Below are 13,236 nucleotides of genomic sequence, written 5' to 3' on the forward strand. Positions count from 1 at the left end.
ATACGTTTATTGACTTAATTTTTGTGATAAAGCAGTTTTCGATAATCTCGAGGTGAAAGCCCCATATACCGTTTAAAAAGTACTGAAAAACGTCCCGCATGGGCATAACCGACATTTTGGGCAATCTCTTTTATTGCTAAATTAGTATTCATTAACATTTGTTCTGCTTTATAAATGCGTTGACGTTGGATATATTGGGTGATATTGCAGTAATAAACTTTTTGAAATGTATATTTTAATTTGGAAATACCCATACAGGCGATACGAGCTAACTGTTCCAGTCGGTTATTATCTGAGTAATGATTATTTATATATGACACAACAATACGCAGCTTTTCAATATCGTGCTCAGATACCTCTTTTTGGTACATATCTCGATGATAAACATCCAGTTCCTTTATTTTATCTACAATTAGAGATACTGCTTCAGTAATCTTGCTTTCATAATAGATATCTGCTGTTTCACTACTATATAGTTTTATTAGCTTGAGTATCAACCCTATTTCAGGGAAAATAGTAATTATCTCGTAAAAGTTAAACTTATTCAACGATGGTATCAACAATTCTTTATTTAAGTTCATATTCCCCTCCTGACTATCATGATTAGCCGAATTTTAATCACGAAAAGCCAAACATGTACAAACAGTATTGCTTGCAGTTGGGTAACAAAGATAGACTATTATTAGTTAGTGTAGCCTAACTAAATTGTAACATTAGAATATTAGAATCACAAGAAAATACTAATATGAAATACAATATGTAGCAAAATTACATCAGTAAGCATGTTAATAACTATAGAACATAATTTAAGGAGTGATTTATATGTTAAAATACATGGAAAACTATATTAACAAGAGTTTTGATAATAAAAATGCTGAATCTATTATTAGTAAAGCAAACTACGAGTTATATGATTTAAAGAAAAATTGTATAGAAATAAGTAAAAACCGTATAAAATACCTTACAACATCTATTTATCCAGCTATCTCTCTTTATTACGCACTTCAAAAACATATGAGTAAAGAAGAGGCTTTTGCTCATATGGAGATAATGATTTCGGACAACACTAAAAAAACTGCCAGAAAAATCTATGAGTTTATGGGAAGACTTCCATTTTTCTTTTCTCTATTTAGAAAAATGTTTACTGCGGGTTTAAAAGGAGATAGTTGGAATGTTGAATGGGTAGCAAATAGCAAAACAAAATTTGAGTACAATATAAAAAAATGTCTTTGGCATGATACTTTTAAGCAATATAATTGCCCTGAACTGTGTGCTTTATTTTGTAAAAATGATGAAATAAGTTTTACTGATGTTAGTACTAAAATGCGTTTTGAAAGAAAAGGTGCTCTTGGCTACGGCGATGATATGTGTGATTTTCATTTTTATAGAATATATAAGAATAAGAAATTAAAGTAGATATTTTATAGGCAGTTTTTTAGTATTCTGTTGTTTTAAGTTTTAATAATTTGTCTACTTTATAAAGGATTAGTTCATTGTATAATAGCCATGCTTCATCACAAGCCAATAATAAATGGTCCTCTTTATGAAGTTTTTTCATCAAGTTGCTTTAGCAATTCTATAAAGTATTGGGCAATTTCATCAGGTACATTAACATATACCATTTCCTCGTATTCTCCATGACCGTAATCATAAAAGTATACTTGTAAAAGCTTTCCATCTAAAATATGAAATATATAGCCTTTAAATGAGTTAAAAAGTCCATCTTTGCTTTCCTTATAAAAAACGAGTTTAGGTGATTTATTTTCATCAGGAAATGGTAAACGTTGAGTTTCCACCCCGTCGTTAGAACCGAAAGGATTATAATCATTTTCTTTTGCAAAAGACATAAGTTCATTAAACTTTTGGTAATCGATATTTGGAATTTTTACAGGGTCACAATCTGCATAATTTCCACCTATATGACAATAATAATCAAAATTATTGTTGGCTGCATAATACTCACTTGCCTGTTTCCATTCATTCTCTGCACAGTACAGTATTCCTGATGCTTTGAAACCAATATAGCTATGTACCAAATCGAATTTGTCGCAGTTTACATGACGAAATTTGCTACTTTCTTCATTACTTGAGTCATCTTTAAAAGTGAAATTATTAGGCCATAAATCACCATAAAATCCATTTCTGTAAGTTATATTATCAATTGTTACCGAACTTTTGATAATAAAACTAGATGTACAAGCAGTTAAAGTTGATGTAAGTATAATAACAGATATAATTATAAAAATAGTCACCACACAATTAACAGATTTTTTCATCTTGTACTCCTTTTCAATTATTCAAATCAAAATAAATAAGCTTATAGAACTAACTTAACAATATTATATTATAATACTTATAAATAATCATGCAAGAAAAAAACAGTAACTATATACTAATTATTCATACATAAATTCTAGCAGGGATAAGGTGTTGTCTAAAATGATGGATTTCATAGTAATCTTTTGTGGAGGATAAATGTATCTATCGAGGGTTTGATACTCAGCATAAATGTAAGTGAGTATTATTATGTGAAAATTTATAATATTATTGTAGATAAAAAATAACCTCAGTCAATTGAAAAAGAAGTGACAAAGACTTTATTAGTTAAGGTATAAAAGCTAATAAACTCTAATGGGCGTTATAGTTATATCCATGTAATAAACTTAATATTTTTTTATTTTCCAGTTCATAATTTGTTAGTAAAGTAGAGTTAAAAAATAATACTAATTATAGTGGCTTAGCCTGAGCTTTTGATATTTAGTTACCATATTCATTTAGAGATATCCTGTTTACTATTAAATTCAGTAGCCCAATTCTCTAAAAAGTTTTTAAACTGTTCAGCAATAGGAGATAAACATCTATTTTTGCAGTATACAAAACTAAATTTTCTTTTAATTCTTATATCTTTCAATAAATAGGGTTTTAGCAGTCCTAATTTTAATTCATTTTCTACTGCACACTTTGAAATTATGCTAACTCCTATACCTAAGGCAACCATTTTTTTTATAGATTCATTGCTTTGTGGTAATAAAATTATGTTTAGGTCATTTAAATCTATTGATTGTTCAGCTAAAGCTTTTTTTATTAATAAGTGTGTTTCTGAGCCTTCATCACTTAAAATAATTTTTTGGTTTTTTAAAAAGTCTATAGCTACTTTTTTATAGGCATTATATTTATATTTTTTAGTGTTAGGTACTACAATAATAAGTTCGTCCTCAAATAAATCAATATATTCTAGTAATGGATTTTTTTGCTCAGCTACTATTATTCCGTAATTTATGTTGCCTCTTTTTATGATATCGTTGCAAACTTGTTTAGAGTCTTTATGATTAATAGTAAAAGTTATACTGGGATATGTTTCAGAAAAATCTTTAATAATATAGGGAAGTATATATTGCTCTGCAACTGAGTTAATATTAATTTCTAAGTTGCCTTCCATTTTATTTTTAGATAGGTTTATATCAAACTTAGCAGTATCACGAATGTTGATTAGGTTTACAGCATATTTATATAGAATTTTACCATGTTCTGTTAAGGTGATTTTTTTGTTTTTGCGATTTAGTAGAATGGTATTAAGCTCTTTTTCTAAATTTTTAATGTTATTAGTAATAGCTGGCTGGGTTATAAACAATTCATCTGCTGCTTTTGAAAAGCTTTTTAAATTAACCACATTAATAAAACTTTCTAATTGATGAAACTCCAAAAAGCCACCTCCTCTTTATCTAAGTTACGATGTTAAACTTATTTATTATTACTTTAGTATTTTACTTATACTATCCAAAGCATACTCTATATCTGTTTTGGTATTAAAATGGCTAAACCCAAATCGTACTGTTCCATTAGGAAATGTTCCTAAGGTTTTGTGTGCTGAAGGTGCACAGTGTAATCCACTGCGAGTCATTATTCCGTACTCTTTGTTTAATTGATGTGTTATTATTCCATTATCATTTTTATAAAAATCTACCGACACAATTGCAGTTCTTCCTACTATCGATTTTTTTCCTACAGTTTTTACATTGGGCATATTACTTAGGCCCTTTAAAAATAGGTCGGTAAGATAAAGTTCTTTTTCTCTTATTGTTTTTAAGCCAACTTTCGCCAAATATTTTAAGGCAACATTTAAACCATAAATTCCTACTATGTTTAAAGTACCTGCCTCGAATTTATCGGGCATATACTCTGGTTGAACTTCCAGTTCTGAAAGGCTGCCTGTGCCACCCTCTATTAAGGTTGACATTGCTTTAACCATTTTATCGTTTACTATAAATCCACCAGTTCCTTGTGGCCCTAATAAGCTTTTATGGCCAGTAAAAGCGATGGCATCGGCGTTTAACAGCTGATAATCAATATCTAAAAAGCCAGCTGTTTGAGCACTGTCAATAATAAAAAATAGACCTTTTTGTTTGCATATTGAGCCTACTTTTTTTAAGTTAAAGATAGTACCACATACATTAGATGCATGAGTCATGATAATGGCTTTAGTATTGGGTTTTATATTATTAACTATATCATCGCAGTTTAACTCTCCAAGCTCATTACAGGCTATGCGAGTAAAGTCTACATTTCTACTATGTAATGATTTTAATGGTCTCATTACGGCATTGTGTTCCATAGAAGAAACTAACACATGGTCTTCTTCTTTTAATAAACCTTTAATTAAGACATTCATGCTTTCTGTTACGTTTTTAGTAAAAACAACGTTTTCAGGTTTATTAAAATTAAAAAGATCACAAATTAGTTCTCTTGTTTCAAATACCAAATTTTGAGCTTCATATGAGGCACTATAGGCGCCTCTGTTAATATTACAGCCAACATTTAACAAGTAATTTGACATACTCTCCGCAACACCAGGTGCTTTAGGAAAAGACGTGGCACCGTTATCTAAATATAAGCTCCTCATTCTATAACACCCTCTAGTTATAAATATTCTAGTATATCTATGATACTGGCTTAAAGTATATTCTTTTCTTATTAAATAGGCAATAGTTATAAGTATATTTTATGCATTAAATTAAAACTATTAATATCTATTATTTTACTCGCATATACTTAGTTGATAAACTTAGAGCGTTGTTTTCATGTGTAAATTATAAATTTGCGCACAAAATTAAGGAGGACTACTTATGCAAAGTAAAAAAGGCATATTAATAACAGGTGCAATAGTGGGAGTAATATCTTCATTATTAGTGTATTTTGGTAACCCTGCAAATATGGGTTTTTGTATTGCTTGTTTTTTAAGAGACATTGCTGGTGGTATTGGCTTGCATAGAGCGCAGGTTGTACAGTATATAAGACCAGAAATTGTTGGTCTTGTTTTAGGGGCATTTATTATAGCTCTTAAAAACAAAGAGTTTAAATCTCGAGGTGGCTCAGCACCATTTACCCGTTTTATACTGGCTATTGTTGTTATGATTGGAGCATTAATGTTTTTGGGTTGTCCACTAAGAATGGTATTGCGACTTGGTGGCGGAGATTTAAATGCTTTATTTGGAATTGCGGGTTTTGTTGTAGGAATTTTAGTAGGTGTTTATTTCTTAAATAAAGGATTCAACCTTAAAAGAAATTATAAACTACCAAAATTTGAAGGCTATTTATTGCCAATAGTTAGTGTGGGTTTATTTGCTTTATTGGTTGTAGCTCCTGCATTCATTTTCTTTAGTGAAAAAGGCCCTGGTGCTGCCCATGCGGCTATTTGGATTGCGCTTGCCGCTGGTTTAATTGTAGGTGTACTTGCTCAAAAAACAAGACTATGTATGGTAGGCGGAACAAGAGATATGATTCTTTTTAAAGATAATTATCTACTTTTGGGTTTTATTGCCATAATAGTTTTTAGTTTTATTGCTAACTTAGCATTTGGTTTTTTTAATCTTGGTTTTGAAAATCAGCCAGTTGCTCATACAGATGGCTTGTGGAATTTTTTAGGTATGGCCTTGGTTGGTTGGGCTTCGGTATTATTAGGAGGCTGTCCTTTAAGACAACTTATTCTCTCTGGAGAGGGCAACTCTGATTCTGCTGTAACCGTTATTGGTATGATAGTTGGTGCGGCTATTTGTCATAACTTTGGATTAGCAGCTAGCCCTAAAGGTCCTACCTTAAATGGTCAAATTGCGGTAGGCATCTGTGTAGTAGTTTTACTTATTATTTCTTATTTCAATACCGAATTTATTACTAAAAAAGAATAATATTTAATTTTTAGGGGGTTTTACTTGTGGTTAAGGTTAATACTTGTGGCATGAGCTGTCCACAGCCTATTTTAATGACAAAAAAGGCATTAGAGAATAATCCTAATGGGGCAGACATTATTGTAGATAATAATACTGCAAAAAAGAATGTAGAAAGATTTTTAAAAAAATTTGACTATAAAATAAAGATTAAAGAAGAACAAGATACTTTTATTATAAGTGCAAGGAAATAATAAATGGAGTACACAGTATTATTTTTTACCCACTCTGGGGCAATTAAATTTAACAGAAAACTTAAATCAAAAAGCATAAAATGTGAGTTAATGCCTGTACCTAGAGCCTTAAGCTCTAATTGTAGCATTAGTGCAAAGATATTCTTTAATGATGACATAAAAGAGCTTATTGATGATGAAGTAGAAAAAATATTTATTACTGAGAATAATAAAAAAGAATTAGTATATGAATCAGAATAAACCAAGGGCAAATAAACCCTTGGTTTTTTTTGTGAGTTTATAAAACTAACTACAAAATAATGTTGTTGTAGTCAGCAGTTAGATCTTTAAAAAATATAAGTTAATAACAATTTAAACATAATGCTTGCATATATCAAATTAGGAGGCGTATAATATGACTGGGTAGTCATGTTATACTCCTCCTAAATTTATAAGTCTGTAAATTAAGTAGCTACAGCTAATAAAAATAAGGGAGTTGTGTTATGGCATTAAAAAAATTTAAAAGAATGGTGGGAGAGTATGAAATTTGAAGCAATGAAAAAAGTGGATATGAATTTTGGAAGAACACCCATTCACAGACTAAACAACTTAGAAAAAAAATTAAATGGTATTAATCTGTATTTAAAACGTGATGACATAGGTGGTTATGGGGTAGGTGGCAATAAGTTAAGAAAGCTAGAATATCTTGTTCAAGACGCTTTGAATAAAGGGGCAACATTGTTACTGACTTATGGTGGAATCCAGACCAATCATGGACGTTTAACAGCGGCGGCAGCCCGCAAGTTTGGTTTAAAATGCGGCATTATAATGAAAGGAAATCCCCCAAATGAGCTAAGTGGAAATCTTCTGCTTGATAAACTAATGGGTGCAGACTTACATTTTATTGATGACAGAAAAATAAAAAACGAAGCAAACTACAAAGAAAAATATACAGAACTATATAATAAAACTCTTCAAACAGTAATTGATAATTATGAACAAAAGGGTGAGAAAGTTTACTATATACCCTTAGGCGGAAGCAATAATATTGGATTTGCGGGCTATATTAATGTGGCGAGAGAGATTAAAACGCAAATGCAGGATATGGAGACAGCTTTTGATTATGTGGTAACTGCATATGGTTCTGGTGGAACTTTTGGGGGCCTATTACTGGGTAGCAAGTATTTTAAGTGTGGATTCAAAACAGTTGGTATTTCAGTTTTAGATAACTCAGAAGAAAACCTGGCAGAAGATATTAAGCTTTTTAATGATACCAGTAAGTTTTATGAAATGGGCATTAAAATCACTAGAGAAGATGTTTGGTTTGAAAAGAAGTACCTGGGCAAAGGTTATAATGAACCCGACAAAGCCATAAGAGATGTTATTTACACTATGGCGAGAGAAGAGGCTGTTATTCTTGACCCTTGTTACACAGGTAAAGCATTTTTAGGACTGATGGATATGATTAACAATAAGGCTTTTAAAGAAGGTTCAAATATATTGTTTATCCACACTGGAGGTATGCCTGGTAATTACTCAAAAAGTCATTTAGCAGAATTTAATAAAGATTTATGGGGTAGCCAACAAGTTTATTAAGTTAGCATTATAAAAATATAAAACGTATGAAAAAACAGTATCAGGATTAATAACATTAGAAAGGAAAATGTATAGGAGATTTTTTTACTCATTATACAAGGAGATAATATGAATAATAATGCAAGAATTAATGATGATATGTTGAAAAAGTACTGTAATGCTGAAAAGATGTTAAAGGTTAATTATGACAAAATGGTTTTTAATTATGAAGTTACCCCAAATTGGTTTGAGCAAAGTGACAGGTTTTGGTATTGCTCTAAATCTAAACAAGGAAAGAAGTTTTATATAGTTAATCCAACTACAGCTAGCAAACAATTGGCATTTGACCATCAAAAATTGGCTAAGGCTCTCTGTGATTCTCAAGTAGAGTGTGATGAACATAACTTGCCATTTGATAGCTTTGGTTTTTTACCCGACGGAAAAACAATCAGCTTTCAGATAGGGCTTACTCCTTGGACATATAATACTGAAAGCTCTATTTGTAATCAGGGAGAAAACATAGATATGGCAGCATTAATGTCTAATTTATATTCACCTGATCAAAAATGGGCACTAACTGGCAAGGGCTATAATTTGTATTTAAAATCTATGGCAACCGGTGAGGAAACTGCCTTAACTACAGATGGTGAAGAAGGATTTGAGTATGGAACTTTATCTGGTACAAGCTTATCAAATGCATCGTTTAAAAGAATGGGTGTTGTGTTACCACCATTTGCTTTATGGTCTAAAGATGCTAAAAAAGTAGTTACCCACAGAATAGATGAAAGAAAAGTTCCAAAATCTTACCTACTACAAGGAACCCCTGCAACTTCTGATCATTCAAACGTTTGGCATTATCGCGAACCTTGGTTAGGAGAAGAAATGCCAACTGCTGAGTTGGTGGTATTTGATGTAGAAACAAAAAAAACTGTATGGATAAATATGCCACCTGTATATCCTTATTTGGCAACCCCATTTATGTTTAAACAAATTTGGTGGGCAGATGATAATGAAACACTATACTGCCTAAGAGAAGAACGAGGATATAAAAAGGTAGAGTTATATAAAATTAATACAGTAACTGGGCAAGCAAAAATTATAATGCAAGAAGAATCTAATACTTTTATTGATATTGTAGCTGGAGACTTAATATCTAAAGAAGTGACGAGCAAAGTGGTAAATAACGATTCAGAAATTATTTGGTATTCTGAAAGAGATGGTTGGGGTCATTTATATTTGTATAATGCCCATACTGGAGTTTTAAAAAATCAGATTACTAAGGGAGAATGGGTTGTTAGAGAAATAGCCTGGATTGATGAAGAAAATAGAGTTCTTTACTTTTTAGCAGGTGGCAAAGAAGAGGGTCGTGATCCCTACCTAAGACACTTGTATCGTATTAACTTTGATGGAACAGGTATGAAGTTATTAACTCCAGAAAATGCCGAACATCGTATTATGTCACCGGATGGTTTTTTAGGTAATATTAAATTTAATTTTTCACCAAGCAAAAAGTACTTTGTGGATACCTTTTCTAGGGCAGATTTGCCTTCAACAACTGTGGTAAGAGACATAGAGGGTAATCTGATAATTGAAGTGGAAAAAGCAGATGTAAAACTACTACAAGAATTTGCTTGGACACCTGCCGAACCTTTTAAAGTAAAGGCAAGAGATGGAGTAACAGATATTTATGGGGTTATCTACAGACCTTCTAATTTTGATTGTAATAAAAAATACCCGGTTATTGATGACATTTATCCAGGACCACAAATGACCCGTGTTCAGAAACATTTTGGTCCACAGACTTTAGGACAACACCCTGAGGCAATTGCAGAGCTAGGATTTATTGTTGTTTGTATAGATGCAAGTGGTTCACCTAATCGTTCTAAGGCGTTTCATGATGCCTGTTATGGAAACCTAAAAGATGCTGGCTTGCCTGATCATATTGCGGCTATTAAGCAGTTGGCTGAAAAATATTCATATATCGATTTAGATAAAGTAGGAATATACGGTCATTCCTCAGGTGGTTATGCTGCTATGAGAGCAATACTTGATTATAGTGATTTTTATAAGGTCTGTGTGGCATCTGCTTGGTATAATAACCCAGTAATGGTAAATGCCATGTGGGGAGAAAAGTATATGGGGTTGCATAACGAAGATAAAGTCTATAAAGAAAACGGCTTGCTGGAGGAAGTGCATAAATTACAGGGTAAGTTACTCCTTGGCTTTGCTGAACTAGATGAAAACGCAAATTATGCATCTTTTTCGCGTATGGTAGATGCCTTAGTTAAGGCAAATAAAGATTTTGACATTGTCTATTTACCTAATACTACTCACCTGTTCATTCAAGATCCGTATTTCACTAGAAGAAAAATGGACTTTTTTGTGAAAAATTTACTTGGAGTAGAACCTCCTAAAGAGTTTCGATTTAATTCTATATGCTAAACTCCTAAATTTAGGTATTCCAAAAAATGTAGTTACTGTAGGAAATAATGGTTAGGTAATTAGAATTGATGAGGAGACAAAATGAATAACAATTATTATGAAAAAGCACTTGCGATAAAAAATAAAGCACTAATATGGGATAACACTATACCATGGGGCAATCCGTATAGAAGTATAGAGACTTTAAGACGCTTTAAAAACGCAGGATATTCTGTAATTTCTATTAGTTCACAGAATTTTATTAACCCTTTTGAAGGTAGTATAAAAGAAATATCAACTGATAAAAAGCTTATAAGACAATATAAAGATGAGTTAGTTTTAGTAAATACCACAGACGATATAATTAAAGCAAAAGAGCAAAATAAACTTGCAATTATTCTTAATATGCAGGAGGCTTCTCCAATAGGTCTGCAATTCGAAAACGTAAGCCTGTTTTATGAAATGGGAGTAAGACATATGTTATTGGCCTATTTTAGAAATCATTTTGCAGATGGATGTTGGGAAGAATCAAACGCTGGTTTAAGCATATTAGGCAAAAAACTTGTTGAAGAAATGAATAATGTTGGTATGGTGGTTGATTTAAGTCATGTAGGTTTTAAATCAACTATGCAGGCTGCAGAGATAAGTAGCCAACCAGTTATTTATTCTCATTCAAATGTATATAAGCTTTGTAATAACTCCAGAAATATTACTGATGAACAGATTAAAGCGTGTGCCCAAACAGGTGGAGTAATAGGCATTATCATGATTGGTGCATTTTTAAATGATCCTCAGGCCAGTCCTGAGTCTGTGTTTAAACATATTGATTATATTTGTGAATTAGTTGGACCTGAACATGTAGGAATTGGCTCTGATTTTGTGGAAGACACTGAGGCTTTATGGAAGAACGTAGATAAGTCAGTGATTTTTCGCAAAAAAGCAGGGGAAATATATGAAGGTGTAAGTTACCAGCCAGAAAAGATTACTGAGTTGATTATGGTTATGTTGCAACATGGTTACAATGAAAAGACTATAAAGGCTATATTGGGAGAAAATTGGTTAAGAGTATGCAAGCAAGTGTGGAAATAATAAGATTAACGATACTAATAAAGATAATTTAATTAACATGATAGACTTAGCCTGTAAAAGCACCCACAAGAATAAATTCTTTTTAAATAATTATCTTTATGAGTATAAATTATTTTTACAGCAATAACCTTGGGTACAGATAGTAGCTTAGTAAGAGATGAAAATTTTTTAAGAAAGTATGTAAAGAATTTTCATCTCTTGTTTTAGTAAAAATAAAAAGTGCAATTTAAACTGTAATATTTGTAGATCAAGTTTCAAGTAGGAGATGAGTAAATATGCATAATACAGAGGAAAAAGGCTTATTGATTCGCAATAAAATTACTTTTGCACTTGGTGCTCCTAATTATGTTTTTGTTTATATGATGTTTACTATGTTTATTTTAATTTTTTTTACTGATGTAATGAAAGTTAATCCAGTTGCCGCAGGAAGGGTTTTGTTAGTATCAAGAATATGTGATGCTATTTTCGATATTATTCTAGGTATTGTTATAGATAATACCCATACCAAATATGGAAAAGTAAGACCTTTTATCTTTTGTGGAGCGATTCCTGTAGCTATTTTTATGATATTGGTTTTCACAATACCTAGTAATTCTGCAACACTTAATTTGGTGTGGGCTTATGTTACTTATACGGGGCTTAGTATGAGTCTTTCAGTTTTATTAATCAGTACGCAGACACTTGTACCAAGAATGACTACTAATAATCATGATAGATTTATATTGAACATTATTTTTTTTGTAGCCTTAGCTATATGTGGTGTTATTGTCTCCTCTGTAACAATGTATATGATAAATACTTTAGGAGGAGATAACATAGAAAGAGGTTATCAGATAACGGCAATTATTATGGCAGTATTAACCCTTTCTACTGCTTGGTTTCTTTGTTATAACACAACAGAAATAAAAGACAAAAAGACATCACAGCAGGAAAAAATAAGTATATTAGTGTTATTTAAATCAATAATTAAAAACGCACCATTTATGATTATGGCTCTTTTTGGTATGTTTTTTGGTATGTTAGGAGGTTTGTTTCAAGGTGGTTTGGCTTATTATGCTACTTATTATTTAAGAGAACCAACTTTAACTCCTATAATGACATCAATTTTATGGATAGGTATTCTTTTTGGCAGTTTGTTAGCTTATCCTTTTTTAAAACTAACGGGTAGTAAAAAAAGAATTTTTACAGTGTCAGTATTGGTAATGCTTATAGTTTATGCTATTCGTTATATTACAAAGGATACTAACATACCTGTAATGCTTATTTTGTTTAGTATTGCAGCAATTGCTAACGGTTTTATTAGTGCTTTTTGTAATCTTTTACTAATGGACACCATGCAGTATGGAGAATGGAAAACTGGTATTAAAACAGAAGGTTTAGTTATGTCCTTTTATGTATTTAGCACAAAAATTGGGGTAGGAATTGGAGGGGCATTACTTGGTTCAGTTCTGGACGCTAGTGGATATGTAGCCAATGCAGCCTGCCAAACTCAAAAAGCTTTAGAAGGATTATTTGCAGCTAATATTGTCTTTCCTATTTTAATGATGTTGATAATGCTGATAACTATGCTTTTTTACAAGCTTGATGACAAGAGTATAGAGCATATTACAGCAAAGCTAAATGCTAAAAAGCTACAGGGAAACAATAGTACTTCAGTTGCAAGCTGATTAAAGGCTGCACTAAGATGTAACCTCATTGTTTTTATAAAAGTATTGAAATATAATATGACTAGTAAGTCATGCTATAGCTAAAGCTAT

At 31.5% G+C, this 13,236-nt stretch carries 12 protein-coding genes; 8 read left to right on the forward strand and 4 right to left on the reverse strand.

Translation table 11 applies throughout. The features are described from left to right. Positions 1–14: 14 nt before the first annotated feature. Positions 15–581, reverse strand: a complete 567-nt coding sequence (locus tag IMX26_RS17370; RefSeq protein WP_195159617.1) for an AraC family transcriptional regulator — start codon at positions 579–581, stop codon at positions 15–17. Positions 582–822: 241 nt separating this feature from the next. Here IMX26_RS17370 and IMX26_RS17375 point away from each other — a divergent pair, with 241 nt between their 5' ends. After that, the gene (locus IMX26_RS17375) at positions 823–1,416 is read left to right on the forward strand and encodes an L-2-amino-thiazoline-4-carboxylic acid hydrolase (RefSeq protein WP_195159618.1); all 594 of its coding nucleotides are present in this window, start codon (positions 823–825) and stop codon (positions 1,414–1,416) included. A gap of 125 nt (positions 1,417–1,541) precedes the next feature. On the opposite strand, the gene IMX26_RS17380 is transcribed toward IMX26_RS17375, so the two are convergent. From IMX26_RS17380 to IMX26_RS17390, 3 genes are all read right to left on the reverse strand, one after another. Then, positions 1,542–2,276, reverse strand: a complete 735-nt coding sequence (locus tag IMX26_RS17380; RefSeq protein WP_195159619.1) for a hypothetical protein — start codon at positions 2,274–2,276, stop codon at positions 1,542–1,544. A 494-nt stretch (positions 2,277–2,770) separates the two neighbouring features. Beyond that, positions 2,771–3,703 (reverse strand): selenium metabolism-associated LysR family transcriptional regulator, encoded by a 933-nt coding sequence (locus tag IMX26_RS17385; protein ID WP_195159620.1) that lies wholly within the window; start codon positions 3,701–3,703, stop codon positions 2,771–2,773. Positions 3,704–3,751: 48 nt separating this feature from the next. Continuing rightward, positions 3,752–4,900: an aminotransferase class V-fold PLP-dependent enzyme gene (locus IMX26_RS17390; RefSeq protein WP_195159621.1), complete on the reverse strand. Its 1,149-nt coding sequence runs from the start codon at positions 4,898–4,900 to the stop codon at positions 3,752–3,754. 223 nt (positions 4,901–5,123) lie between these two features. On the opposite strand from IMX26_RS17390, the gene yedE reads away from it, so the two are divergent. The 7 genes from yedE to IMX26_RS17425 all read left to right on the forward strand — a co-directional run bounded on the left by yedE (position 5,124) and on the right by IMX26_RS17425 (position 13,146). Then, a complete protein-coding gene (gene yedE / locus IMX26_RS17395) occupies positions 5,124–6,182 on the forward strand; it encodes a YedE family putative selenium transporter (protein WP_195159622.1) in 1,059 nt (352 codons plus the stop codon). Between the two features lie 26 nt (positions 6,183–6,208). Then, positions 6,209–6,415, forward strand: a complete 207-nt coding sequence (locus tag IMX26_RS17400; protein WP_195159623.1) for a sulfurtransferase TusA family protein — start codon at positions 6,209–6,211, stop codon at positions 6,413–6,415. Positions 6,416–6,418: 3 nt separating this feature from the next. Beyond that, a complete protein-coding gene (locus IMX26_RS17405) occupies positions 6,419–6,655 on the forward strand; it encodes a DUF3343 domain-containing protein (protein ID WP_195159624.1) in 237 nt (78 codons plus the stop codon). 279 nt (positions 6,656–6,934) lie between these two features. After that, the gene (locus tag IMX26_RS17410) at positions 6,935–7,990 is read left to right on the forward strand and encodes a pyridoxal-phosphate dependent enzyme (protein ID WP_195159625.1); all 1,056 of its coding nucleotides are present in this window, start codon (positions 6,935–6,937) and stop codon (positions 7,988–7,990) included. Positions 7,991–8,098: 108 nt separating this feature from the next. Continuing rightward, a complete protein-coding gene (locus tag IMX26_RS17415) occupies positions 8,099–10,411 on the forward strand; it encodes a DPP IV N-terminal domain-containing protein (protein WP_195159626.1) in 2,313 nt (770 codons plus the stop codon). Positions 10,412–10,492: 81 nt separating this feature from the next. Then, positions 10,493–11,479 carry a membrane dipeptidase gene (locus IMX26_RS17420; RefSeq protein WP_195159627.1) on the forward strand — a complete coding sequence of 329 codons (987 nt, stop codon included), beginning with the start codon at positions 10,493–10,495 and terminating at the stop codon, positions 11,477–11,479. Between the two features lie 275 nt (positions 11,480–11,754). After that, on the forward strand, positions 11,755–13,146 hold the full coding sequence (locus tag IMX26_RS17425) for a glycoside-pentoside-hexuronide (GPH):cation symporter (RefSeq protein ID WP_195159628.1): 1,392 nt from the start codon (positions 11,755–11,757) through the stop codon (positions 13,144–13,146). The last annotated feature ends 90 nt before the right edge of the window (positions 13,147–13,236 follow it).

The organism is Clostridium sp. 'deep sea', from assembly GCF_014931565.1.
Lineage (GTDB): Bacteria > Bacillota > UBA994 > PWPR01 > PWPR01.

Bases quoted from the DNA above. Each gene is read 5' to 3' on its own strand.
- IMX26_RS17370 (WP_195159617.1), bottom strand. From the start codon at position 581: ATGAACTTAAATAAAGAATTGTTGATACCATCGTTGAATAAGTTTAAC.
- IMX26_RS17375 (WP_195159618.1), top strand. From the start codon at position 823: ATGTTAAAATACATGGAAAACTATATTAACAAGAGTTTTGATAATAAA.
- IMX26_RS17380 (WP_195159619.1), bottom strand. From the start codon at position 2,276: ATGAAAAAATCTGTTAATTGTGTGGTGACTATTTTTATAATTATATCT.
- IMX26_RS17390 (WP_195159621.1), bottom strand. From the start codon at position 4,900: ATGAGGAGCTTATATTTAGATAACGGTGCCACGTCTTTTCCTAAAGCA.
- yedE (WP_195159622.1), top strand. From the start codon at position 5,124: ATGCAAAGTAAAAAAGGCATATTAATAACAGGTGCAATAGTGGGAGTA.
- IMX26_RS17405 (WP_195159624.1), top strand. From the start codon at position 6,419: ATGGAGTACACAGTATTATTTTTTACCCACTCTGGGGCAATTAAATTT.
- IMX26_RS17410 (WP_195159625.1), top strand. From the start codon at position 6,935: ATGAAATTTGAAGCAATGAAAAAAGTGGATATGAATTTTGGAAGAACA.
- IMX26_RS17415 (WP_195159626.1), top strand. From the start codon at position 8,099: ATGAATAATAATGCAAGAATTAATGATGATATGTTGAAAAAGTACTGT.
- IMX26_RS17420 (WP_195159627.1), top strand. From the start codon at position 10,493: ATGAATAACAATTATTATGAAAAAGCACTTGCGATAAAAAATAAAGCA.
- IMX26_RS17425 (WP_195159628.1), top strand. From the start codon at position 11,755: ATGCATAATACAGAGGAAAAAGGCTTATTGATTCGCAATAAAATTACT.